Origin of the sequence: Hymenobacter sp. YC55, assembly GCF_029433095.1 — a bacterium.
Classification (GTDB): Bacteria; Bacteroidota; Bacteroidia; order Cytophagales; family Hymenobacteraceae; genus Hymenobacter.
Map to the genome: position 1 here is coordinate 186,846 of NZ_JARNTX010000002.1, position 22,249 is coordinate 209,094.

Consider the following 22,249-nt stretch of genomic DNA (forward strand, 5'->3'; position numbering starts at 1 on the left):
GCTATGGCTTCTCTGCTCACCGATTCGTTGAATTTCTTGTCGAAAGCTACTCCGCGCCGAGTTTGGAATTCGGCGCAAGTAGTGGGAGGCTACGCATTGAGCAAGCTAACGGGGAAGGCGCGGCATTGGGGTTTGCCAGTAGCCTTGTCATTTGAGCCCACAACCAGTTGCAACCTACGCTGCCCGGAGTGCCCGAGCGGCTTGCGTTCCTTCACCCGCCCCACTGGCATGCTGCCCGACGACTTGTTCCGTAAAACTATCGACGAGGTGGCGGCCCGGTTGTGGTACCTGATTTTCTACTTTCAGGGCGAGCCGTATCTGCACCCCAATTTTCTGGAGCTGGTCAACTACGCTTCGCGCAAAGGCATTTACACTGCCACGAGCACCAACGCCCATTACCTCAACGATACCAACGCCCGCCGCACCGTAGAAAGCGGGTTAGACCGGCTGATTATTTCTCTGGATGGCACCACCCAAGAGGTGTACCAGCAGTACCGGGTGGGCGGCAAAATTGATAAGGTGCTGGAAGGAACGCGCAACCTGCTTCGGTGGCGTAAGGAATTGAAGTCGAGCACGCCGCGGGTGGTGTTTCAGTTTCTGGTGGTACGGCCCAACGAGCACCAAATGGAGGACGCCCGGCAGTTGGCCCGCGAAATGGGCGTGGATGATGTGTGGTTCAAGACCGCGCAGATCTACGACTACCAAAACGGCTCCCCGCTCATTCCTACCATCGACTACTATTCGCGCTACGAAAACACGGGCAACGGCACTTGGCAAATCAAAAACCGGCTACTCAACCACTGCTGGAAAATGTGGCACAGTTGCGTGGTCACCTGGGACGGCTTAGTGGTGCCCTGCTGCTTCGATAAGGATGCCGAGTACCGCCTCGGCGACTTACAGACGCAGACGTTTCGCCAGCTCTGGCACGGCACCAAATACCGTGACTTCCGGGCCTCCCTGCTGAAAGGCCGCGACCAGATAGAAATGTGCCGTAACTGCACCCAAGGAACCAAGGTGTGGGGCTGAAAACTAGCTAAAGCACGCCTGCGCAGGTGGTAGAAATCAACTCTTATTGACCCGATGGATACAAGTCTGGCGGATTGTGCTCGTCGGCGTGCGTGGGCAGGGGATGGAGCGCCTGAGTTTCGTCGATGAAAAGGAAGGCATCGTAACGGTCGGGGATGACGGAGGGCACGTAGTTGCCGAACCGCTCGAACTCCGGCCGGTACACCACTCCGATGGCCCGGTGGCCGATGGGCTGCTGGAGTTCCTTGTGTTCTCGCAGCTCCGAGGAAAGCAGAAGGGCATTGTCGCCGGCTAGCTGCTGGTGAAGCTGGTGCTCCCACGAGTCGCGGGTGGCGGCGGGTACGGTCATCTTTTCGGGCGTGGCGCCCCATTTTTTGCCCGCAATAACGGAACCCTGGTAGGAGCCAAAGCCGGCAATAAACACGTTTTCACGGCCATACGCTTCTCGCGTTAGCTGCCCAACGTTCACCATATCCTCGCGGCGCATATCGGTGTAGCGAGCGTCGCCCACGTGCGTGTTGTGCTCCCAGATAATGGCTTTGCTGTCGGGGCCATGCAGGTCGAGGAGGCGAGTGAGGGTCTCCATCATGTGGTTGTCGCGCACATTCCAGGACGCAGAGCCGCCGCGCAGCATGGCCCGGTAGTAGCGTTCGGCATTCACGGCGACCAGCGCGTTTTGGTCGGCTCCAAATTTAGTTTCGCGGTCAGCCAAGCCGTCGAGCTGTTGGGCGGTTTGTTTGCGCAGGGCGCGCAGCATATCCGTTACTTCGTCCTGGCAATCATCAGACACGAAGGCAATGGCTTGGGCATACTCCTGCGGGTCGTTGCCGTAGGGCTCGAAACACTGGAATGCCCGTTGGGCCGCTTGCACGGCACCGTCGCCCTGCTTTTCTACATAATGCAATATCTCCTGCAACGATTCCCACAAGCTGTACACGTCTAACCCGTAGAACCCTACCCGCTGCTCAACGGGTTGCTGGCGGTTGTGCGTGTGCAGCCAATCCACGAGGCCCACAATTTCCCAGTTGCCCCACATCCAGGTCGGCCAGCGATTGAAGGTGCGCAGCAACTGTGGCACCGAGCCGTAGGTTACCTCGTCTTTCTTGATGGCGGCATTCACCTCGAAACAGTCGGGCCAGTCGCCTTCCACGGCAATGAACTGAAAGCCTTTCTCTTGAATCAGCCGTTTGGATATGGTGGTGCGCCAAGTGTAGTACTCGGCAGTGCCGTGCGAGGCCTCGCCGAGCAGTACAATGCGCTTGTCGCCAATGGCTTGCATAAGTGGATCGAGGTCGGAGGCGGTACGCAAGGGGTGGGTTGGGAGAGCCGTTTTCATGGGTTGTAGTCGAGATTGGGTGGGGCAGAAACAGCAGAGTGCGCCCCGAATTGCTTCGGGACGCACTCTAGCGAAGGTGGTGGCCGGGAAGGAGGAGCTTACTTATGCTCTTTCTTCAAGTTTTTGCCTAAGTCTTCTACTTGTTTGAGGAAGTCAAGCGCGTCGGAGTCGCCGTAGGTACCGTAGGCAGAAGAAATGGTGCCTCGTTCGCCGTCGGCGGTTTCAAGCGCATATAGGATGGACATATCGTCGGGGTCACTTTCGCCTTCGAAGCGGTAGAAGTCTACAATTACAACTTCGTTGGGGGCATAGCTCTTGCTCCGCTCTTCGCTGATGGTGTGGAGGCGACCATCAGATACGCGAAAGTCGGCCGTGAAACCGTCCTTTTTGAGCTTCTCTTCCACTTTCATGAGTGAGCGTTCTTCTTCTTTGTCTTGCATGATGGTAGAGTTCGGTTGGAAAGCTGAAGCATTAAAAGGGCGTTAAAACAAACCCCCGTACCGGCTATACGGAGCCAGTACGGGGGCAGGTTGCCAAAAATATGGAAAGTGAAATGTGAAGCTACTTCGCGCCGCGGCTAGCTGCCGCCTCAATCGTGCGTTGCAGCCGGTCGACGTCGATGGTGCCGCAAGCTCCACCGCAGCCTTTTGCGCAGCCCGTTGAGGATTTGTCGAAAAATGCCCGCCAGAAAATACGCCCTACATAGAAGGAAGCCCCGGCGAAAAGCAGAACAATAATGAGTGTCTGAATCAGCATGATGCTTGCAAAACTACAACACCTACGGAAAAGTTTGCTGGCGCGGGACCTTTACTTCCTGGTTTATAGAAAGATTTGCTCCCTAAAGCTAGTAGGCTTGTTTTCTCAGAGAAGAGGATAAGGATAGTTGGCTACTCATTGCTGGCGTTGCCAAACTATCTGTCATGCTGAGCGGAGCCGAAGCATCTCGCGTGCTGACGCTGGAGTAGTATATACCACACTAGCGAGATGCTTCGGCTCCGCTCAGCATGACTGTTCTTGTGGATCGTTCGGGGGGTAACCAACCATCCCTTTACCCCTCCTGAGGAGGGGAACTAGCTACTAGCTCTAGTTTCAGTGCAACGTGTTCTAAGCTAGGCTTGCACCTGCCAGAACTCCCGGACGGTATCCTGCATTTCCTGGTGAATATGGCTGTTGCTGGCTATTAGCTCCCGACCAAAAATTGGGTCGCCATCTTCGAGGAACTGCGTAACGCGGCCACCGGCTTCGCGCACGAGCAGAATACCAGCGGCTACGTCGTAGGAGTTAAGGTTGAACTCGAAGAAGCTCTCGAAGCGGCCGGCGGCCACGTACGCCAGATCAACGGCGGCGGAACCGAAGCGGCGGACACCATGCGAGCGTTCCATGAAGGCCCCTAAGAGTTGGAGGTAGGTAGGCAACTGCCCAAACTGCGAGTAGGGGAAACCAGTAGCTACCAAAGAGCCACTGAGTTGCGAAATGTCGCTGACGTGAATTGGAATTTCGTTGCAGAAAGCCCCGGAGCCGATGGCGGCGCGAAAGCATTCGTCGCGATTCACTTCGTACACTACCCCGGCAACTAGCTCTTGGTGGTGCATCAGCGCAACGCTCACCGAGTAGCAGGGCAGGCCGTGCACGAAATTGGTGGTACCATCGAGCGGGTCGATAATCCAGTTGTATTCGTCGGCTTGCACGGCGCCTTCGGTGCCTTCTTCAGTGATGAAGCCTGCTTCAGGCAACAACTCGCGCAGCCCGGCTACGAGCAGCTTTTCCGTTTCCTTATCCACGTAGGATACCAGGTCGTGCAGGCCTTTGGTTTCGACGCGGCCCCGGTCGAAGGTGGCGGCTTCTTGACGAATAAACTGGCCCGCGTGGCGGGTAACGGCGGCTAGCTGAAAGCTGAGTTGATTGTAATCCATAAATTGGTAAGTGGCGCCTTGTGCAGTCAAAGGGATAAAGAGTTCGGTGACGACTGTGGGCCGAAAGGTAACCACCGGCCATCAACTAATTTCTCAAAACTACCCCATTGTGGCGTTCCCTCGTCCCGGCCTTTCACACGCACTGGTGCAATCCAATCCTGTTGACAGCCGGGTAGAGGATCTGGAATAGTTTGCCAGTCGGTTAAAGCAACGCCATATGCTTTACTAGCAGCTTCTGCATCGGTTAGTGATTCATGCCACGAATCCCAAAGGCAAGCGGCATCCTCTTTCGTATCGTAGCCAAATAAATACACGCCCTCCTTTGTCTGGTGTATCAGCAAGCGCTTCAACTCCGAAGTAGGTTGAGGGATTAGGGCCGTCTTTCTCACTTCAATTAAATGAAGTTCGCCGCCGTGATGCCTGCACCAGCACAAACACCAACAGCAACACTGCCAGCACCTGCGTAGCGGGGCCTAATAGGTCGCCGTGCTTCACGTAGAAGGTTAGCTCGTGGTTGAGATGCACCGCGTGGCGGCTAACCGCTTGTACCCACCATTCGGTGCGCGTCAGGACTTCACCTTTTTGATTGATGAAGCCCGAAATACCGGTGTTGGCGGAGCGGGCAATGTCGCGGCGGGTTTCGATGGCGCGGAGGGTGGCGTACTGGAAATGCTGCTTGTGGCCGGGCGAGTCGCTCCACCAACCGTCGTTGGTGATGATGCCGATGAGCGTTGCGCCGTTCTTGATGTACTCGGCCATGAAGTCGCCGTACACCGATTCGTAGCAAATGGAAGGTGCTAGGCGCAGAGCGGGGGTATTGGTCTTGAACACGGTCCGCTGGTCTTGGCTGCCGTACGAACCCACGGTGCCGCCCAAGTCGATGTTGGAAATAAGCTTGGTAAGCACTACCGGCACCTTCTCCACGCCTGGCACCAGGCGCGACTTATGGTAGAACGTAACCGGAGCAGTGGCACTCGTAAAGTGAACGGCCGTATTGAATACATCATAGTACCCCAGGTCGTCGCGGAAGCGGGCCGTGGGGGTGGCCGTTTCCTTGTTGCTGCCGTACATCTTGATGGTGGTCATGCCCGTAATCAGCTCGACACCAGGATGCTGACGAAGCCAGTCGCGCAAGCGAATCACCTTAGAGTTCGACTCGAAGTTCTGCTCGAAATACGCTTCTTCGAGTGCCGTTTCAGGCCAAAGCACGAGCCGGGTTTGCGGTGTAAGCTGTTGCTCGGTAAGACCAATAAGGCGGGTTACCTGCTGGTCGTACGGGATGAAGTTGGGGTTGCTGCTGAACTTCTCCAGAAACGGGTCTACGTTGGGCTGCACCACAACCACTTCGGCTGTTTCACCTTTCTCTTGGTAGGTGGCTCCAATGAAGTAGGAGAAAAGAATAGGCAGCAGCACCGCCAGTATCGGGGCCAACCAGCGGGCCGCTACTGGCCGCCCAAGTGGTGCAGCACTAGGCTGATGCGCTATAGCATGCTGGCTGCTAGGGGAGGAAGTAGCCGAGCGTTGGAAGCCAAACCAGGCGCGGAACACCAGGATACTTACCACCCATATCCACAACGAGCCGCCCAAAAAGCCCGTGTATTCGTACCACTGCACCCATTGGTTGGCCTGCGCGAAGCCGTTGCCAAGCGTAAGCCAGGGCCAGGTCAGGTCCCAGTGCAGGTGCAGTTGCTCGAAGGCAATCCAGTAGATGGGCAGCGAGATATAGCCGAGCGTGGGGCCCGCCAGCCGCTTGGTATGGTAGAAAGCCATGGTTGGGATGCACATCAGCAGCGCGTTGAGCACCACGGCGGCAATGCCACCACCCAAGGTACTGAAACTCACCCACCAGGTAGTAAAGGCGTTCCAAAGCACCAGCAGCAAATACGTGTAGCGGAACACTTTCCAGCCACTAGAGCCGCGTGCTACCAGCAGCTGCTCCATGCGCAAATACGGCACCCAGGCCACCAGCAGCACAGCCGCCAGCGCCGACAGCGGGCTGGGATGTACCGGCCAGCCTAGCCACAAGAGCCCAGCCCCCAATAAGGCCAACAAACTCGGCCGCCAGTACGCAACGCGCGCCGAAGCGCTGGTTGCCGATGAGGCTGCCACTGGTATTTCTGATACAGACGGTTTAGTCAGCACGACGCTCCTCTTTAAGGTCTTTTTGGCCTTGAACTACTACTACAATTTCTCCCTTGATGCTGGCCCGCGCCGCGAAGCTAGCGGCTAGTTCCGCTAGGCTGCCGTTCACCGTTTCCTCGAACAGCTTAGTTAGCTCCCGGCTCACCGACGCCTGTCGGTCGGGCCCTAGCACTTCGCCTAGCTGCTCCAGCGTCTTCACTATCCGGTGCGGCGACTCGTAGAAAATCATGGTGCGGGTTTCCGCAGCAAGTTCGCGCAAGCGAGTTTGGCGGCCTTTCTTCACCGGCAGAAACCCTTCAAACGAAAACCGCTCGGCCCCGAAGCCCGACTTAAGCAGTGCCGGCACAAACGCCGTAGCACCCGGCAAACATTCCACTTTCAGGCCGCGCGCCAGACATTCTCTTACCAACAAAAAGCCCGGGTCGGAAATTCCGGGTGTACCGGCATCCGACACTAAGGCCATGGTTTCGCCTTTTTCCAGCCGCTCCAGCAGACGCTGTACCTGCTGGTGCTCGTTGTGGAGGTGGTAGCTGAGCATGGGCTTCTTCAACCCTAAGTGTTGCATGAGGCGGCCACTGGTACGGGTGTCTTCGGCCAGCACCGTATCCACCTCGCCCAGCACCCGAATAGCCCGCAGGGTAATGTCTTCGAGGTTACCGATAGGAGTGGGCACTAAGTAAAGCAGGGTGGTAGCAGGTTCCGACATAAAGACAAAGGTAGGACGTGGAGCATCAGCAGCGGCTAACGCTAGGCAGTGGCAAGCAAGTTTCAGCCTGCGGTTCACTTCGCCAGGGCTACACTAGTAGTCGGTACTTAGGCGACCTTTGCGCCGTGCTGTTCAGCTAGTTGGTCGATGGCTTCGGCTAGCCGATGGTCTCGTTTGGTTACGGTGTTGCCGGCGTCGTGGGTGCGGAGCCGGAATTCGACGGTGCTGTACTCGTTGGCCCACCACGGATGATGGTCGAGCCGTTCAGCAGCAGCGGCCACGTCGGTCATGAACGCAAAAGCCGTTTTGAAGTCGGGAAAGCGGAAGGTGCGCGTAAGGGCATTGTCTTGTTCAGTCCACATAAGAGTAGATGAGTTATGAAGGTACCCCGGCCTCTCCCGGAGGATTCTGCGCATCAAGCAGCGGAGGCAGGGGGTGCGGTACCATACGTAAAACCTTGCAGCGCAGGCGCCCTACCTTACTTGGCCAACTGCTCCCGCACTTCCATCAAGGCAAACCCCAGCAAGTTCAGGCCTCGCCATTCGGTTGGGTTGCTGGCGTGCGGGCTGTCTTGCGCTAGCCCTATGCCCCAAACGGCGTCAACCGGACTCGCTTCAACCAAGACCCGAGCGTTGGTTTGCCGCAAAAACTCTCGGAGCGCCGGGTGCTGGCTGAACTTGGCAACATTGCCCCGCACGACTATAGCAAAGCGAGCCGCATCCCACTGAGGCCCATCAAAATTCTGTACCTCGCGGCCCAGCTTCTTGGCTTCGTTGGGGTGAGAGGCGTTGAGAATGGCGGCGCGGGTGGAATCGTCGCCGAACAAACGGGCTTTTTCGGCCATCATGTAATGCTCGGCCGTTGCATAGGTGTCGCCGTCGAGTGTGAAAGCTGCGGGGTACCATTGGCTGAAGCACTCTTTGCCAACTGCCGCGCCCGGCTGGCCGGTATGGCCCCAGAAAAACAGATACTTCAATGGCTCACCAGCTTCTAGATGCTGGCGCAATGATTCGACGGAACGGATAGCAGGAAATGCAGTAGGCATAGAAATCAAATAACAACGTTTTGAAACGAAGGCGAGGGGTGAAAAAAACTGTTGATCTAAAGTACTGACTTGCCACCACAGCAGGCGTCAGCGCAGAAGCTGTGGGTGAACCTAAACCCAAATTCACAAACCACAGTACACATTACTTTCCTACCTCTCCATCAAGATTCCACAACTCCTATGGCTATCGACCCTAAGAACCGTCCCGTTCGCGTTATCAACGACGATACTACCGACCAGGAGCTAGCAGCCGGACACATTATCCCCGGCGGCGACCCACCCAAGAATGAAGATGCGCGTGGCGGTTTCGGCAACCGCGAAGGCCGGGAAGGCTATGGCACCGACACAGCCAACGGCATCACGGCTCTCGGGGAAAACCGCAACGCCGATTCCACCACCTTGCCTCCCGACAATATGCTCTCCGACGACCAAGGTCGTGACCGGCAAGCCAATGAGGATATGCCCAACCCTGAACTCCTTGACGACGACACGCCGATAGAGGCCCGTCGGCCGGTTGATGAGCTGGATGCCGACGATGACCGCACGGGCCTCGACGAAATGGAAGACCCTGATTCTCGGATAGGTATGGGCCAAATGGAACAGCCACAGCCCAACAACGACGTGCTGGCTCGCCAAGGCACCAACGCCGACCTCACCGACCCTACCGCTACCGATACGGCTATTGATCAATAGTCCCCGAGGTATTCTCGGTTTTAGAAGTGCCTTGCTTTCTTACCACCCCCACCGAAAACAAACCCTTCACCTTTAATCTTCACGGCCATGCCTTACAAAAGCAATAATACCAATCATCAGTCCAAGGAAAACCACGGCAGCCCCTCGCAAACCGAGCAGCCCAAGGGCGCTGGTAACCTGCCCGTAAACGACCGAGACGAGCAAACCGAGGAGCGGCTTCAGCAGGAGGCCGATGATGCAGGTGTTCGTCACCCCAACCGCAACCTCGATAAGCCTGAACTGGATAAGCCAGCGTATAGCTGAGAATTGCTGACAAATAAAAAAAGCACCTTCCCACCTCGGAAGGTGCTTTTTCTTTTCTGGTTAAAGCAGGTATCGTTGATTTCGCGCGCTTAAAGGCGCGGCGTAGTAGCTGTTGTTTTCCCGTTCTCTCGCCTTGTTCTGCTACCTATGGCCCGATATGTTACCACCGATTTGCATGGCTGCCTCCAAACCTTTCAACACTTGCTGGAGCAGGAAATAAAGCTACAACCCGAAGACGAATTGTTCGTGCTCGGCGACTACGTCAACAAAGGCCCCGACAGCCGCGGCGTGCTCGACTACTTGATGGCGCTGCCAAGCCGTGGACTACGCGTATACTGCCTGCGCGGCAACCACGACCAAGAACTGCTCGATGCTGCCCGAGGCTTCCATGAGCTCACGTGGGCTTCGGCTGCCGACCGGCAGCTCACCCTGGAAAGCTTTGGCGTGACCCGCCCCGAAGATATTCCGGCCCCCTACCTTACCTGGCTCGAAGACTTGCCTTATCAGCTCGACATCGAAGGCTTCACGCTGGTACACGCAGGCTACAACTTCCGGCTGCCCCCCGACCGGATGCGCGCCGACTGGCACACGATGCTCAACATCAAGCAGTTCACCTACGATGCTGCCCGACTGCAGGGCCGGCGCTTAGTGCACGGCCACGTGCCCACTCCTACGGCGGAGGTGCAGCGCCAAGCCCGAACCCGAGCCCAGGCCATTAGTCTCGACACGGGCTGCGTGTACCGGCACAACCCCGAACTATCTCACTTAGCCGCTCTCAACCTCGATACTTTCGAGCTAACCTTGCAGCGCAACCTAGAACCACCTTATTTTATTGCGCGCCGCTGAGACGTTCTGCATCAGTAGCTTACCTCATACCTTGTCCTGCCGGATCATGGTACGGTACATGTTTACTAGTCTTTGCTGAGAAGCCCCAAACCGGTGCATCATCGTAATCAGGTAGTAAATGCTTTGGAGTCGCCACACGCCGTTTTCGCGGTACTTGCGGGCCGACGTGACGATAGGACCCGGCAGAATCTGAAACGGGGCGGCGCGCCGGAGCCGGCGCGTGATTTCCTGGTCTTCCAGCACTACCATGTCTTCCCGGTACCCACCAATCTGGCTGAACACGTCGCGCCGCACAAACAAACTTTGGTCGCCGAAGCGAAATAGCTCGAAGCGAAAGCGGGTGAACCAGGCGTTGGCTTTCAAAAACCAGCTTGGGTGGTCGAACGCTAAGCGGTAGCAGCCCGCGCCGTTGCCCTGCTGCACAGCTTCTCGAATTTCTTGGCTGAAACTGGCGGGCGGGTATGAATCGGCGTGCAGAAAATAAAGGATGCTGCCGGTGGCTTGGCGCGCTCCAAAATTGAGTTGAGCGGCCCGCCCTTTGCGTGGGCACTGCACCACCCTGGCGCCTGCCTGCTCCGCTACTGCGGCCGTGCCATCAGGGCTGTTGGCGTCCACTACTATGATTTCCAGGATATTATCCGAAGCTATAGCCTCGAGGAGGTAGCGCACTAGCGCCCCAATACTATCAGCTTCCTTGTAAGTAGGAATGATAATGCTAATAGAAGCCGGGGCATTGGAAGCTGCTTGAGCAGGAACAGGGCGCATACGTATTCGAGACTAGAGAAACCGCCGGTTTGGGCTGCTGCGCAAGCACAGAGCACCACGGCGCAGTTGTCTCACTAGTCGCGGGGGAGCAGCACCTTGGCACGCAGCACTTGCTGGGCGTGCAATTGATACGGATTTTGTGGATCGGCGGCGACGGCCTGTAGGTTGGTGCGAGCCTGTGGCAACTGACCAGTGCGCCATTGGGCCATAGCTAAGTGGTAGCGGGCCTTGCCTGCCAAAGCCGAAGTGGGCTGCTCACTGGCACGGGTGAGGTAGTTGCGCGCCGCACCCGCTTCCGCGTGCCGGAGTAGGACCACACCGGTGTAATAAAGTAGCGTATCGTCGGCGACGGTAGCGGCGGAAACGCGCCGCAACGAGTGAAGCGCCGCTGGGTAATGACCCGCCCGGTATTGACGCATGGCATCAATCAGCAGCGGACTTTTAGTGGCTTGGGCGGCTACATCAGTTAGGCCAGGCTCGGGCACGTAGTAGCGGGTCCAGGCTTCATCGGCGCTAAGAGGATGAGGGCGCAAGAGCAGCCACAGTCCCAAACTTAAAATGAAGGCTACGCCGGCCGCTAGTAAGCCCCACCGGATACGGGGGGCGGCGGTCCGGGTCTGCATATTGGCTAGCGCAGCTTGCCGTTCGTCGAGGCGCTTGTCGAGGTTGCGGAGGCGGTGCCGCAGGGTTTCGTGGCCGGCCACCCAGCGCAGGTCGGCCGTGAATTGCTCGTATTCTTCGTATGCTGCGCTCAGCTTTTCATCCTGCGCCAACCGCAGCTCAAATGCCTCCTGCTCCGCCTCCGACAGTTGCCCGTCTGCAAAGCGTTCCAGTTCATCTAAATAAGGGCGCAGATCCATAAAGTAGCGACTGATTGTTAGATGTTTATAGCTAATTGATAAGAGTACTTATAGGGGGCTCGACAAAATAGAGCTATGCTTGTGGAGTGCCTGTGGCTAAGTAGTAGATATTCATTCCTCTGACCGTAAATGCAGCTCGTACAAGCGGCGCAGACAGCTGGATTTCTGCAGTCGGCCGACGGTGGCGTTGGCAAAGCCCATTTTGCCGGCTAGTTTTTTGAAGTTGTAGCCCCGGAAATAGAAGAACATCAATACCTGCTGGCAATCGGGGCTAAGCTGGCCAAACAAACCCAGCAAATGGCGGCGACGACGGGCTTCGGCAGCGGGTAGCGCAGTGGTGGCAGCGGCCTGAGGAAGTTGATCGGCCATACCGTAGAGGTGGGCGCGCAGGTCGGGCGGGAGCTTGGTCAGGCGGCCGTCGGCTACTTGGTTGTAGAACTCGACAAGGATGGAACGCAGCAACTCGTGGGCCGCGGCACGGTCGAGTTGGTGGCGCTGGCGCGTCCACTCCGCAAAGTCGTCGCGGTGGTCCTGATAGAAGTTGATCAGGAAGGTCTGGTTGCCCACGCGCAGGTGGGTCAGCGTATCGGCAAGAGGCTGTGGCACGGCACCAGGGAAAAGACAAAATCAACGCCCACACCAACCAGCCGCGGGCAAAAGTTGAACAAGATAGTGCTCAAATACGGTAGCCAGCCAGTAACGAACGGGCTTTTTGGGCAGTTGATGGCTTCAAACTGCAAGATTCGCCGATGCAGACAATTCAATAAAATCTCTGTGCAATTGGCGCAAACTCAGTTGAGCAGCATGGTACCCTATTTGCTCGACTTCGGGCACCGGATTGCCCTGAGCAGACAAATCTTCACGAACTTAACAAAAGTGTCCAGGTCTTATGCTAGTTGTCATTCCGACGCAGGAGGAATCTGGTATTACCGTTGATTGGTTAAACTCAGATTCCTCCTGCGTCGGAATGACAATTAGCATAAGATACTGGTGAGCCTAACTAGCCGTTGGTGTCGCAACGGCAACCGCCGTATCTTGGCAGGGCAGCCGGTGGCTGGCGCACCAAAGGAAGGTCGCTAGTGCTAGGTTTGTGCTGAGCTATGTTCTTCAAACGCCGTCCTAAGTCGCCGACCGAGCTATCCGACGAGGAGTTGCTGGCCTGTTACCGCCAGCACGGCGAAGTAGCCGACTTGGGCGTGTTGTATGAGCGCCATATGCCCGAGGTATTTGCTATTTGCCGGCGGTACTTGGGGCCCGGCGAGGCCGACGCGCAGGACGCCGTGATGCAACTCTTCGAAGTGCTAGTTGAAAAGCTGCGGCGCCACGAGGTCGACAATTTCCCGGCTTGGCTGCACGCCACGGCCCGCAACCACTGCTTGATGATACTGCGGGCCCGGCAGCGGCCCGGCCCCGACCGAGGTGGGGCGCTGGTGTTACATTTTCCGGATGCCGCCGATATGGAATCGGTAGTGGCCGAGCATCTAGAACCTGATGACCCCGACGAAGCCACTTTCGCCGAAGCCCGCCTACAAGCCCTCGAACATGCTTTGGGTGTTTTGCCCGAAGGCCAACGACGATGTTTGGAACTGTTCTTTCTGGAAAAGAAATGTTACCGCGACATCAGCCAGGAAACTGGCTACGACCTGAACACGGTAAAAAGTCATCTGCAAAACGGTAAGCGCAACCTCAAGCGCAACCTCGAATCTTCACCGCCCACTACGTCTTTCTCTTCTGATGCGGCCCGCTGATCAACTTCCTGCTCTACTGTCGCCCGATGCGTCGGGGGGGCAGCACCTGCCAATGGCGGTGCTGCGACAGTACGTGGCCGGTACGCTCTCGGCGGCCGAGCAGCACCATGTAGAAGCCCACACCCTGACCTGCTCCCGCTGCGCCGACGTACTCGAAGGCCTTTCTCAAACCGACCTCGCCACCACCGACCAGGCCGTAAGCGACCTGCAAGCCCGCCTGCGCGCCCGCCTAGCCCAAGAGCAGCCCGATGTTGCCCCAGTGGTACCGATGTGGCCCTGGCGGCAAATGGCAGCGGCTATAGTCTTACTGCTTGTAAGCACGGCCATATGGTTAGGAGTGCGCCGGACCACCGAAGGCCCAGCTGCTGCCCCGCAAATAGCAATGCGCCAGCCGGAAAAAAAGCTTGAAGAAGCCGCGAAGCCTTCGTCGGAACCTGCTGCGTCTGCGCCAGAGGTGCACACAGAAGCGGCACTAACCGACAAGGCTATTGCTTCTGCGCCTGCGCCGGTAAAGCAAAACGAGGCAGTAACGTTGTCGAAGCCAACACGCAGCAGGTTGAACGCAAGACGCCAGCAAGAAGGTACGACAACCGAAGTGTCTGCTGTCACGCTAGCAAATGAGGCAGTCGCGGGAACGGCAGATGTGGCGAGTGTTGCTGAAGAAAGCAAAGCAGCTGCTCCTGTTGCCGCCGATACTGCGCAGTTGGCTGCAACCAAACAAGCACACGGCAACAAGGAAAGCTCTGCGGCCTACGCCCGAATGGCGCCAACTCCGAAAGCCAAACCGGCTAACACCCAAGCTGCATCGGTCTCTAAGCCTATGGTCAGCAACAGTTTAAATGGACGAATTGAATCTGCGGTGGCGGCGCCGGCGAGCATGCGGGTGGTGCGCGGCCGGGTCACGGACCGCACCAGCGGCGCACTCCTGCCGGGCGTGACGGTGGCAGCTAAGGGCACTAACCTAGCAACCACTACGGCCGCCGACGGCTCGTTTTCGTTGCTCGTGCCTGAATCAGTAAAGGCGTTGACCTTCAGCTATGTTGGATTTGCTGCTTCGGAGCAGGGCCTTGCCCCGAAAGATACCCTGGTGGCCTTGGCTCTTGCGCCCGATACGAAGTCGCTCAACGAAGTGGTAGTGGTGCGGCGTGAGCGGCCGCCAGCGCCCATCTCCATTGGCGCCCTCCCGGCAGGTGGGTATAAAGCATTTCAGGAGTACCTGAAGAAAGAGCTGGAATACCCGGAAGAGGCGCTCAAGGAAGGCAAGGAAGGAAACGTGAAGCTCAGCTTCACAGTAGCCGAAGATGGCAGCCTGCAGGATATCAAAGTAGTGCGTGGCATTTCCGAAGAGTGCGACGCCGAAGCTATCCGCCTGCTCAAAGAAGGCCCGAAATGGTACCCTGCCGTTCAAAAGGGGCGGCGGACCGCCCGCACCGTGGAAGTCAGTGTCCCGTTCCGGCCGGAAGACCACAGGTAAGCTCATGCAATGGGGAGGCTGATGTTCGAGCTGCGTTATTAACGCCTGCAGAACCTCAACCTCCCCATTATCAGTGCTTCACAGTCTTGCTTATTTAGCCGCTGTAGCCACCGCCGCTTTCGGGTTCGGTGGCGCTGCCGCCGGGCTTTTCGGGCTGAGGCAGGTCAGATTCGGTTTTGATTTCCACGTCACTGTAGTCAGGGGCACCGTTACCGGCTGGCACAGGCTTTTTTTCGGTGGAGTTTTCGTCTGATTCGGGCGTGGTTGCGGGAGCTTGGGCAGTAGTTGGGGTAGCAGAAGGCGTAGCCAAGGCGTCGGATTCTGATTCAAAAGTTTTTTTCATAGCGCAAAAAGAAGAGTGATTAGGTGGTTGTACGCAAGAGCCTAGCTACTTGACTATGTCCGGAGAATAAGTGCTACCCGATAACAGAATTTTGAACTAGCTGCCCCGGAGCCCGGCGCGGTGTGTACTTTTGCGCCCGTCAGCTAGAGCCTGTCATTTCAATACAGTCACTTCCTCACCTAATCACCCACTTCATGCAGTTCCGCACCGAGAAAGACACCATGGGTACCGTACAGGTGCCCGCCGACGCCTACTACGGCGCCCAAACGCAGCGCTCCATCGACAACTTCCAGATTGCGCAGGACATCAACCGGATGCCCAAGGAAATAATCCGCGCCTTCGCCTACCTCAAAAAGGCCGCCGCCTTCACCAACCGCGACGCGGGTATCCTGCCGGCCGACAAAGCCGAGCTGATTGGCCGGGTATGCGACGAAATTCTGGAAGGCAAGCTCGACAAGGAGTTTCCGCTGGTGGTGTGGCAAACGGGTTCGGGCACGCAGTCGAACATGAACGTGAACGAGGTGGTGGCCTACCGCGGCCACGTGCTGCAAGGCGGCCAGCTTTCGGATGAAAAGAAAGTGCTGGCCCCCAACGACGACGTAAACAAGAGCCAGAGCAGCAACGACACCTTCCCGACGGCCATGCACATTGCGGCCTACAAGATTCTGGTGGAAGTCACGATTCCGGGCATCGAAAAGCTGCGCGACACGCTGAAAAGCAAGAGCGAGCAGTTCATGCACATCGTGAAAATCGGGCGTACCCACCTCATGGATGCCACCCCGCTGACGGTAGGCCAAGAGTTTTCGGGCTATGTGTCGCAGCTCGACCACGGCTTGCGCGCTATCAAGAACACGCTGGCGCACCTTTCGGAATTGGCCTTGGGTGGTACCGCCGTTGGCACAGGCATCAACACGCCTCCCGGCTACTCCGAAAACGTAGCCAAGCACATAGCCGACCTAACGGGGCTGCCCTTCATCACGGCTGAAAACAAGTTTGAGGCCCTGGCCGCGCATGATGCCATTGTAGAAGCTCACGGTGCCCTCAAAACGGTGGCTGCCAGCCTGATGAAGATTGCCAACGATACCCGCCTGTTGGCTTCGGGCCCCCGTGCGGGCATCGGCGAGCTGCACATTCCCGATAACGAGCCGGGTTCCAGCATCATGCCCGGCAAGGTGAACCCCACCCAAGCGGAAGCTATGACTATGGTAGCCGCGCAGGTGATGGGCAATGACGTCGCCATCAACATCGGCGGCATGAATGGCCACTTCGAGCTGAACGTGTTTAAGCCAGTCATGATTTACAACTTCCTGCACTCTGCCCGCCTCATCGGCGACGTGTGCGTGAGCTTCAACGACAAGTGCGCCACCGGCATCGAGCCCATCGAAGCCAACATCAAGAAGCACGTTGACAGCAGCCTGATGCTGGTAACGGCCTTGAACCCGCACATCGGGTACTACAAAGCCGCCGAAATTGCCCAAACTGCCCACAAAAACGGCTCGACTCTCAAAGAAACTGCCCTGCAACTCGGCTACCTCACCGAAGAGCAATTCAACGAGTGGCTGAAGCCCGAGGACATGGTAGGCGAGATTAAGAAGTAGCAAGGAACCAGAAGTTAGTAGGATTAGCTCCCTCCTTATTTCAAGGAGCAGAGCTAGACTTTAGTCTTGCCTCTCAGCTTCTTCCCGAACCTTAACAACACAGTTTACGAACAACGAGCAGCTGGCTACTAGGCCGGCTGCTCGTTTTCATGTCGGCCTATCCTCAGTTTGTAACGCCTTTTCGTGCCTTTCTAAACCAGATTCCGGCGGCGGGTCGGGTAGTGGTGTATTGCCATTTCGATGCCGATGGACTAGCAGCCGGCGCATTGTTTGGTCGCGGGCTGAACCGCATCAGTCCAGAGTGGCAGGTAGAGGTGTTGCCGTCAGGTAAGGGCGAAAACGCTTTCTTGACGCCGAGCGTCCACGAAATGTTGCTGGCGCATAAGCCAGATGCGCTTATCGTCACCGACTTAGGGGTGCATGAGCACGGCACACTCGAAGCGGCCGGAGTGCCAGTGCTCTACGTCGACCACCATATTCCGGAGGGCATGCCACCCGCTGGCAGCACGGTACTCACGGGCTATGGCCTCGACCCGGTGCCATGTTCGGCGTGGCTGGCTTACGAGCTGCTCGCTGCTGAAGCCGACATAACCGACTTGCGGTGGGTGGCCGCCATCGGCATCCTCTCCGACCTCGGCGACCAGGCTCCGTGGCCGCCTCTGGCTGAAACCAAAAAGCAACACACGGCCAAGTGGTTGAAAGAAGCCGTAGCCATGTGCAATGCAGCCCGTCGTGCTGGCTCCTTCAACCTCGAGCTACCTCTGCGCTACCTGCTCCACGACGATAACCCGCGCGGCCTAGCACAAGACGCCACGCTGGCTGGCTACCGGGCCGAAGTAGCTGCGGACCTTGCCGTGGCGCGCAAAATGCCACCAAAGTTTCCGCCCGCTGGTCCAGCTGCTTCACCGGTAGCACTGATCACTATTGACTCGCCCTGCCAGATTCATCCGCTCGTTGCACAGCAGTGGATTCAGCGCCTCCCCGACCGGGTAGTGCTGTGTGCCAACCTGGGTTATTTGCCTGATGGCGTAGTAGCCGTATCCGGCCGGGCTGCTAGCCGCGACTTACACATTCCCAATATCTTGCGCGAGGCCTTTGCTCGCACGGGTGCCGAGCCGCCCGCTAATTTTGCGCACGGCCACCCGCAAGCCAGTGGTGGTCATCTGCCTTTGGCGCAGTACCAGTTACTCTTGCAGGGCCTCGGATTTTAGCGGGCCATTCCCATATACTTACTACTGAATCTTTTTTAGGCATATTTGGTATTGCCTTACTTCAGTTGCTGACGCTATGGATTTCACTCAGGACATTATCCTCGAAAACAACCGCGTTCTGTTGCGACCTTTGGCTGTCACGGACTTCGAAGACTTACAGACTGTTGCCTTCGAGCCCGAACTATGGCAGTACACCCTCACCCGCGCCGACGACCGAATCAGCTTGGCTGCGTACATCGCCGCGGCCCTGCAGGGGCGGGAGCAGCAGCGGCGCTACCCTTTCCTTGTCATCGACAAAGACACCGACCGGGTGGCCGGCAGCACCAGCTACTATAACATCGAACTGGAGGAAGCGCGGCTTTCTATTGGTTACACTTGGATAGGTAGCGAGTTTCAAAGAACGGGCCTAAACCGTGCCGCAAAATATCTGCTGTTCCGGCACGCCTTCGAGGTGCTCGGCTGCGAGCGGGTGGAACTGGAAACCGATGCGCACAACCAAAAGTCGAGAGACGCCATGCAGCGCATGGGGGCTACCGAGGAAGGCATCTTGCGCAGCCACCGCTATACCCAAGGCGGCCGTCGGCGCGACACCGTCATTTTTAGTGTCATCAAACCCGAGTGGAACGTGCTGCGGCAGAAGACATTCCGCGAATTCGATGCTCGTGAATCAGCCTGAGTTGCCACCTCGCCGCTTTCCGGCCCTGGTGCGCCGCCGGGCAGCAAGCTTCGGTTACGCGTTTCGGGGCGTAGCCGCCGCCCTGCGCTCAGAAATTCACTTGCAATTCCACGCCGTGGCTACGGTGGTAGTTATTGGTCTTGGCTTCTACTTCCGGCTGAGTTGGCTGGAGTGGGCGCTTGTCGCGCTGGCGGTAGGAGTGGTGTGGGGGTTGGAGTTGATGAACACAGCTGTGGAAGCCGTTGTAAATTTAGTGTCGCCGGAATACCACCCGCTGGCCGGGCGGGCCAAAGACGTAGCTGCCGGCGCCGTGTTGGTAGGAGCCGTAGCAGCCTTGGTCGTAGGACTGTTGATATTCGGTCCGCGGGTGTGGGCGCTATTCGTCGCCTGACCTTCAGCTTAAATTCCTACCTGTAAGTCGTTGTGACTACCGCAGCTGCGTGAGTTGCCATGGGAGGCTATGTTACAGACTATGAACAGTATACCTTGGGCCTTCTTCTTAAGCTACGCAACTTAAGCTGAAGCTTGTGCTGCGCTTACCGAACCCTGTGCTTTGATGGGCGTAAGCTGACGGTTGGGCTCGCGCTTTGGATGGGCCCGCTACTTCTCGCGCCCTCTTTTCTTCGCCTTATGCGTCCCTCTCTCTTTCGGTCGGTTCCGGTGGCAGCGTTGCTTTTGCTTGGTGTGGCTTGCCAGCGGAATGTGGTCGTCACTACACCGACAGATCCTCCGGCCAGCGGCAACACCAGCAGTGTCTCTACGCCCGCCCCGACCTCGCAGAACACCGTCACACCCGTACCCGACGGCACCATGGTGCAGTTCGATACTGCCGCCCGGCCTGGTTGGCTGGAAGCACGCATCCAGAAACTATCGGCGGAGCCGCGGCAAAACCCACCGGCCCGCATTATGCGCTACCGTTTCGAAGACCAAGTGGTGTACTATGAAACCTTGGGCTGCTGCGACCAGTACTCCAACCTCTACGACCAAAACGGAAAAATAATCTGTCATCCGGAGGGTGGTATCACGGGCAAAGGCGACGGTAACTGCCGCTACTTCACGAAGCGCCGGACCGAAGAAAGATTGGTTTGGCAAGATTCCCGCTAGCAAAAGCAGAATGGAGAGAGTAGCTCGTTGACCTGCTCACCCTCTCGTGGCCGAGTGGTTTCATGAAGCTTGTTGTTATCGGAAACCCAACTTCATCATCGAAGCACTTTTCTCTCCTTATTTTTCAGGCAAAATTCAAGACCAACCTCATGATCAATACCAACGAAAAGCTGGGCGCCTACAACGTATGGGCCAATACTACCCTGCTTAACCACCTCGATCAGCTTGTAGCCAATGGCGCTACGCTCCCGGCCGGAGGATTGCGCATTTTCAGTCACGTACTCAATGCCCAGGCTATTTGGCTGGGCCGTCTTACGGCTACGCCTAGCCCCGTGAAAGTGTGGCAAGAGCACGACTTAGCTACGCTGCACCACTGGCACGAACAGACTTCTGAGCGGTTTCATCAGTACGTACTCAATGCTGACGAAGCCGAGTTGCAGCGCCTGATTTCGTACACCAACTCTATTGGTGAAACTTACACCAGCCAAGTGTCCGACATCTTTACCCACGTGCCGGTACACGCCAATTATCACCGCGCCCAAGTGGCGAAGGAATTGCGGGCTGCGGGTCTCGAGCCTATCAATACCGACTTTATTACGTACTGCCGCGAACTGTCGGCTAAGGCAGCTATGGCTGACGCGCCAAGTTTGTAAAGTTTCCGAAGTAGCAGAAGCCCATTTTGGTGTCAATTGCGGCCACCAAAATGGGCTTTTCTTTGTTATAGGGACATCTATACTCGACTAATAGTAACCTCACTCATGCCGAACCCATTAGTTGCCCCTGTTCTCACGCCAGAGCGCCTACAGGCGGCTCATTCGTACGCTAGTTATCGCCAGTTGATCGACGGCCTGCTGGCCCACAACCTAACCACCGGTCCGCAGCAGTCCGACAAGCTTACCGAGTACACGCGCCTCAACGTGCAGCGCATGCAGCGCATTGATAAGATGGTGCGGGTACTACCTGAACTGCAAGTGGCCCTAGCCAATTTGCGCCAAGACTATATTGGTTTGGTTATCACGGAGGGATGGTGCGGCGATGCGGCCCAGATTGTGCCCGTTCTGGAAGCTGTAGCGCAAGCCAGCGCCGGCAAGCTCAGCACCCGCTACTTGCTCCGCGACGATAACTTGGATTTGATGGATCAGTACCTTACCAATGGTACCCGCTCTATTCCTAAGTTGATTGTGCTGCGGGCTGATACGCTTACAGAGGTGGCAAGTTGGGGCCCACGCCCGGCGCCCGCTCAAGAGCTACTACTCGGCTTGAAAGCGCAAGGTGCCACTCACGAAGAATACGCGGAGAAGATCCACGGCTGGTATGCCCAAAATAAAACGCAAGCCACGCAGCAGGAGTTGTTGGCGCTGATACAAGGCCTAGAGTAAGCGTACTGTCATAAAAACGAAAAACCTCTTCCCTTAAGCAAGGGAGAGGTTTTTTTCGCTTTCAAGCTCTAAGTTATTAGCCGTTCTTGAAGCCTGTAACCAAGAGGCAGATATAAATAGTGGATTGTGTTAGATAATATATTTAGTAGTCAAGTATTTATAGAGGTAATAATCACTCAATAACTATAGGTACTGCTTAGTTAAGTGTGGTGAGTAAGGGGCTTATTGGGTCAGTGAGGTTGAGCCTAGGTCGGTAACTTGGTCGTTCACAACGCTGATGTTAGACTTCACCACGTTCTTGTACTCAGGCTGGCCGGTTGGGGCCGTGGTAGTCGGGAAAAACTCGACGCGGTACGTACCAGATGGCAACCCGCTCAATTGGTACGCTCCGGCAGCATCGGCTGCGGTGCTGAAAGTATCAGGTACTGTTATGGACGAGCGGATAGCCAGTACCTGGGGCCGAGCAGCGGCAGGAGTAACTGTGCCACGCAGGCCGGCACGCAAATCTTGCGCAACTACCCGGATAACGGGCTTCAACAAATACCGCTCTTTCTTGTCGTTGCCGGGGCGCCAGTTGCCACGCTCTACAATTGACTTAGCTACGTCGAAGTCGAGCAGTAGCTGGAAGGTTGCGCGCTCCTGTACGGCTGCCTTATCGAGTTTCAGCTTCACGCCCGAGGTTTGCCCGCTTGGCGTCTTGAGATCGTACTGTTGGCCATCTTTGCCAATAACATAACTGGCTGGGCCAAGCTTCAAGCGAATCTCTTTTAGGTCGCCGGGCTCGAAATCAGTGTCTACTAGCAGCGCCGAACGGCCATTAACGTAATCGAGTACGTTGATAGTTTGGGCTTGAAAAGGAAGGATCTTCCAGCCCTCGGGGTCGTTTTCTTCTTTTAGGTGAACTTCAATCTGCTGTACATCAAGCACCACTTTCTGGAAGTCACCAGGTGCATCCATCAGCTTTACTTGCAGTTTAGAAGAACCGGAGTCATCGTCTTTGCTGCAGCTGGTGAAAGCTACAGCAGTTGTCAACATTGCTAAAGGAAGGAGAGTACCAAACCGCATATACTAAAACTGAATA

Annotated in this window: 26 protein-coding genes; 13 read left to right on the forward strand and 13 right to left on the reverse strand. The window is 56.8% G+C overall.

The features are described 5' to 3' along the window. The first annotated feature begins 3 nt into the window (after positions 1-3). Positions 4-1,026 (forward strand): SPASM domain-containing protein, encoded by a 1,023-nt coding sequence (locus tag P1X16_RS13985; protein ID WP_277229997.1) that lies wholly within the window; start codon positions 4-6, stop codon positions 1,024-1,026. A 43-nt stretch (positions 1,027-1,069) separates the two neighbouring features. On the opposite strand, the gene P1X16_RS13990 is transcribed toward P1X16_RS13985, so the two are convergent. The 8 genes from P1X16_RS13990 to P1X16_RS14025 all read right to left on the reverse strand — a co-directional run bounded on the left by P1X16_RS13990 (position 1,070) and on the right by P1X16_RS14025 (position 8,168). After that, on the reverse strand, positions 1,070-2,362 hold the full coding sequence (locus P1X16_RS13990) for an erythromycin esterase family protein (protein ID WP_277230000.1): 1,293 nt from the start codon (positions 2,360-2,362) through the stop codon (positions 1,070-1,072). Between the two features lie 98 nt (positions 2,363-2,460). After that, positions 2,461-2,802: a hypothetical protein gene (locus P1X16_RS13995; protein ID WP_277230002.1), complete on the reverse strand. Its 342-nt coding sequence runs from the start codon at positions 2,800-2,802 to the stop codon at positions 2,461-2,463. Positions 2,803-2,923: 121 nt separating this feature from the next. Then, entirely contained in the window at positions 2,924-3,118 is a 195-nt protein-coding gene (locus P1X16_RS14000) for a FeoB-associated Cys-rich membrane protein (RefSeq protein WP_277230005.1), read from the reverse strand. A 353-nt stretch (positions 3,119-3,471) separates the two neighbouring features. Then, the gene (locus P1X16_RS14005; RefSeq protein ID WP_277230009.1) at positions 3,472-4,275 is read right to left on the reverse strand and encodes an inositol monophosphatase family protein; all 804 of its coding nucleotides are present in this window, start codon (positions 4,273-4,275) and stop codon (positions 3,472-3,474) included. A gap of 390 nt (positions 4,276-4,665) precedes the next feature. Then, positions 4,666-6,384 (reverse strand): apolipoprotein N-acyltransferase, encoded by a 1,719-nt coding sequence (gene lnt / locus P1X16_RS14010; protein ID WP_277230011.1) that lies wholly within the window; start codon positions 6,382-6,384, stop codon positions 4,666-4,668. 22 nt (positions 6,385-6,406) lie between these two features. Next, the gene (gene rsmI / locus P1X16_RS14015; protein WP_277230013.1) at positions 6,407-7,123 is read right to left on the reverse strand and encodes a 16S rRNA (cytidine(1402)-2'-O)-methyltransferase; all 717 of its coding nucleotides are present in this window, start codon (positions 7,121-7,123) and stop codon (positions 6,407-6,409) included. A gap of 107 nt (positions 7,124-7,230) precedes the next feature. Then, positions 7,231-7,485, reverse strand: a complete 255-nt coding sequence (locus P1X16_RS14020) for a 4a-hydroxytetrahydrobiopterin dehydratase (RefSeq protein ID WP_277230016.1) — start codon at positions 7,483-7,485, stop codon at positions 7,231-7,233. A gap of 116 nt (positions 7,486-7,601) precedes the next feature. Continuing rightward, complete coding sequence (locus P1X16_RS14025) at positions 7,602-8,168, reverse strand: NADAR family protein (protein WP_277230019.1); 567 nt, start codon at positions 8,166-8,168, stop codon at positions 7,602-7,604. A gap of 180 nt (positions 8,169-8,348) precedes the next feature. Here P1X16_RS14025 and P1X16_RS14030 point away from each other — a divergent pair, with 180 nt between their 5' ends. The 3 genes from P1X16_RS14030 (at position 8,349) to P1X16_RS14040 (ending at position 10,010) form a co-directional block, all read left to right on the forward strand. After that, positions 8,349-8,861 (forward strand): hypothetical protein, encoded by a 513-nt coding sequence (locus P1X16_RS14030; protein ID WP_277230022.1) that lies wholly within the window; start codon positions 8,349-8,351, stop codon positions 8,859-8,861. Positions 8,862-8,948: 87 nt separating this feature from the next. Then, a complete protein-coding gene (locus tag P1X16_RS14035; RefSeq protein ID WP_277230024.1) occupies positions 8,949-9,164 on the forward strand; it encodes a hypothetical protein in 216 nt (71 codons plus the stop codon). A gap of 147 nt (positions 9,165-9,311) precedes the next feature. Further along, positions 9,312-10,010, forward strand: a complete 699-nt coding sequence (locus tag P1X16_RS14040) for a metallophosphoesterase family protein (RefSeq protein WP_277230027.1) — start codon at positions 9,312-9,314, stop codon at positions 10,008-10,010. Positions 10,011-10,034: 24 nt separating this feature from the next. On the opposite strand, the gene P1X16_RS14045 is transcribed toward P1X16_RS14040, so the two are convergent. The 3 genes from P1X16_RS14045 to P1X16_RS14055 form a co-directional block, all read right to left on the reverse strand. Further along, a complete protein-coding gene (locus P1X16_RS14045) occupies positions 10,035-10,775 on the reverse strand; it encodes a TIGR04283 family arsenosugar biosynthesis glycosyltransferase (RefSeq protein WP_277230030.1) in 741 nt (246 codons plus the stop codon). Positions 10,776-10,849: 74 nt separating this feature from the next. Beyond that, positions 10,850-11,635: a hypothetical protein gene (locus P1X16_RS14050; RefSeq protein WP_277230033.1), complete on the reverse strand. Its 786-nt coding sequence runs from the start codon at positions 11,633-11,635 to the stop codon at positions 10,850-10,852. Between the two features lie 111 nt (positions 11,636-11,746). After that, positions 11,747-12,241, reverse strand: coding sequence for a hypothetical protein (locus P1X16_RS14055; RefSeq protein WP_277230036.1), 495 nt, complete (start codon positions 12,239-12,241; stop codon positions 11,747-11,749). A gap of 494 nt (positions 12,242-12,735) precedes the next feature. On the opposite strand from P1X16_RS14055, the gene P1X16_RS14060 reads away from it, so the two are divergent. After that, a complete protein-coding gene (locus P1X16_RS14060; RefSeq protein WP_277230039.1) occupies positions 12,736-13,383 on the forward strand; it encodes a sigma-70 family RNA polymerase sigma factor in 648 nt (215 codons plus the stop codon). Then, positions 13,370-14,857, forward strand: coding sequence for a TonB family protein (locus P1X16_RS14065; RefSeq protein ID WP_277230041.1), 1,488 nt, complete (start codon positions 13,370-13,372; stop codon positions 14,855-14,857). Before P1X16_RS14060 ends, P1X16_RS14065 begins: the two co-directional genes overlap by 14 nt. Before the next feature lie 94 nt (positions 14,858-14,951). On the opposite strand, the gene P1X16_RS14070 is transcribed toward P1X16_RS14065, so the two are convergent. Continuing rightward, a complete protein-coding gene (locus tag P1X16_RS14070; protein ID WP_277230044.1) occupies positions 14,952-15,200 on the reverse strand; it encodes a hypothetical protein in 249 nt (82 codons plus the stop codon). Positions 15,201-15,394: 194 nt separating this feature from the next. Here P1X16_RS14070 and fumC point away from each other — a divergent pair, with 194 nt between their 5' ends. From fumC to P1X16_RS14105, 7 genes are all read left to right on the forward strand, one after another. Then, entirely contained in the window at positions 15,395-16,798 is a 1,404-nt protein-coding gene (gene fumC / locus P1X16_RS14075; RefSeq protein WP_277230047.1) for a class II fumarate hydratase, read from the forward strand. Positions 16,799-16,947: 149 nt separating this feature from the next. After that, entirely contained in the window at positions 16,948-18,009 is a 1,062-nt protein-coding gene (locus P1X16_RS14080; protein WP_277230050.1) for a DHH family phosphoesterase, read from the forward strand. Between the two features lie 76 nt (positions 18,010-18,085). Further along, positions 18,086-18,685 carry a GNAT family protein gene (locus tag P1X16_RS14085; protein ID WP_277230053.1) on the forward strand — a complete coding sequence of 200 codons (600 nt, stop codon included), beginning with the start codon at positions 18,086-18,088 and terminating at the stop codon, positions 18,683-18,685. Next, positions 18,672-19,076, forward strand: coding sequence for a diacylglycerol kinase family protein (locus P1X16_RS14090; protein WP_277230056.1), 405 nt, complete (start codon positions 18,672-18,674; stop codon positions 19,074-19,076). The genes P1X16_RS14085 and P1X16_RS14090 overlap by 14 nt, the downstream gene beginning before the upstream one ends. A 239-nt stretch (positions 19,077-19,315) precedes the next feature. Then, positions 19,316-19,789, forward strand: coding sequence for a hypothetical protein (locus P1X16_RS14095; RefSeq protein WP_277230058.1), 474 nt, complete (start codon positions 19,316-19,318; stop codon positions 19,787-19,789). Between the two features lie 149 nt (positions 19,790-19,938). Continuing rightward, positions 19,939-20,442 carry a DinB family protein gene (locus tag P1X16_RS14100; protein ID WP_277230061.1) on the forward strand — a complete coding sequence of 168 codons (504 nt, stop codon included), beginning with the start codon at positions 19,939-19,941 and terminating at the stop codon, positions 20,440-20,442. Between the two features lie 105 nt (positions 20,443-20,547). Next, positions 20,548-21,168, forward strand: coding sequence for a thioredoxin family protein (locus P1X16_RS14105; RefSeq protein ID WP_277230064.1), 621 nt, complete (start codon positions 20,548-20,550; stop codon positions 21,166-21,168). Positions 21,169-21,390: 222 nt separating this feature from the next. Here the strand turns inward: P1X16_RS14105 and P1X16_RS14110 are convergent, their stop codons facing one another. After that, entirely contained in the window at positions 21,391-22,203 is an 813-nt protein-coding gene (locus tag P1X16_RS14110) for a DUF4382 domain-containing protein (protein ID WP_277230067.1), read from the reverse strand. Positions 22,204-22,249: the final 46 nt, after the last annotated feature.

Coding starts and splice junctions, on each gene's coding strand:
- P1X16_RS14085 (WP_277230053.1), top strand. CDS start 18,086: ATGGATTTCACTCAGGACATTATCCTCGAAAACAACCGCGTTCTGTTG.
- P1X16_RS14035 (WP_277230024.1), top strand. CDS start 8,949: ATGCCTTACAAAAGCAATAATACCAATCATCAGTCCAAGGAAAACCAC.
- fumC (WP_277230047.1), top strand. CDS start 15,395: ATGCAGTTCCGCACCGAGAAAGACACCATGGGTACCGTACAGGTGCCC.
- P1X16_RS14025 (WP_277230019.1), bottom strand. CDS start 8,168: ATGCCTACTGCATTTCCTGCTATCCGTTCCGTCGAATCATTGCGCCAG.
- P1X16_RS14095 (WP_277230058.1), top strand. CDS start 19,316: ATGCGTCCCTCTCTCTTTCGGTCGGTTCCGGTGGCAGCGTTGCTTTTG.
- P1X16_RS14030 (WP_277230022.1), top strand. CDS start 8,349: ATGGCTATCGACCCTAAGAACCGTCCCGTTCGCGTTATCAACGACGAT.
- P1X16_RS14110 (WP_277230067.1), bottom strand. CDS start 22,203: ATGTTGACAACTGCTGTAGCTTTCACCAGCTGCAGCAAAGACGATGAC.
- P1X16_RS14070 (WP_277230044.1), bottom strand. CDS start 15,200: ATGAAAAAAACTTTTGAATCAGAATCCGACGCCTTGGCTACGCCTTCT.
- rsmI (WP_277230013.1), bottom strand. CDS start 7,123: ATGTCGGAACCTGCTACCACCCTGCTTTACTTAGTGCCCACTCCTATC.
- P1X16_RS13995 (WP_277230002.1), bottom strand. CDS start 2,802: ATGCAAGACAAAGAAGAAGAACGCTCACTCATGAAAGTGGAAGAGAAG.
- P1X16_RS14060 (WP_277230039.1), top strand. CDS start 12,736: ATGTTCTTCAAACGCCGTCCTAAGTCGCCGACCGAGCTATCCGACGAG.
- P1X16_RS14040 (WP_277230027.1), top strand. CDS start 9,312: ATGGCCCGATATGTTACCACCGATTTGCATGGCTGCCTCCAAACCTTT.
- P1X16_RS14050 (WP_277230033.1), bottom strand. CDS start 11,635: ATGGATCTGCGCCCTTATTTAGATGAACTGGAACGCTTTGCAGACGGG.
- P1X16_RS14000 (WP_277230005.1), bottom strand. CDS start 3,118: ATGCTGATTCAGACACTCATTATTGTTCTGCTTTTCGCCGGGGCTTCC.
- P1X16_RS14080 (WP_277230050.1), top strand. CDS start 16,948: ATGTCGGCCTATCCTCAGTTTGTAACGCCTTTTCGTGCCTTTCTAAAC.
- P1X16_RS14020 (WP_277230016.1), bottom strand. CDS start 7,485: ATGTGGACTGAACAAGACAATGCCCTTACGCGCACCTTCCGCTTTCCC.
- P1X16_RS13990 (WP_277230000.1), bottom strand. CDS start 2,362: ATGAAAACGGCTCTCCCAACCCACCCCTTGCGTACCGCCTCCGACCTC.
- P1X16_RS14065 (WP_277230041.1), top strand. CDS start 13,370: ATGCGGCCCGCTGATCAACTTCCTGCTCTACTGTCGCCCGATGCGTCG.
- P1X16_RS14005 (WP_277230009.1), bottom strand. CDS start 4,275: ATGGATTACAATCAACTCAGCTTTCAGCTAGCCGCCGTTACCCGCCAC.
- P1X16_RS14045 (WP_277230030.1), bottom strand. CDS start 10,775: ATGCGCCCTGTTCCTGCTCAAGCAGCTTCCAATGCCCCGGCTTCTATT.
- P1X16_RS13985 (WP_277229997.1), top strand. CDS start 4: ATGGCTTCTCTGCTCACCGATTCGTTGAATTTCTTGTCGAAAGCTACT.
- P1X16_RS14100 (WP_277230061.1), top strand. CDS start 19,939: ATGATCAATACCAACGAAAAGCTGGGCGCCTACAACGTATGGGCCAAT.
- P1X16_RS14105 (WP_277230064.1), top strand. CDS start 20,548: ATGCCGAACCCATTAGTTGCCCCTGTTCTCACGCCAGAGCGCCTACAG.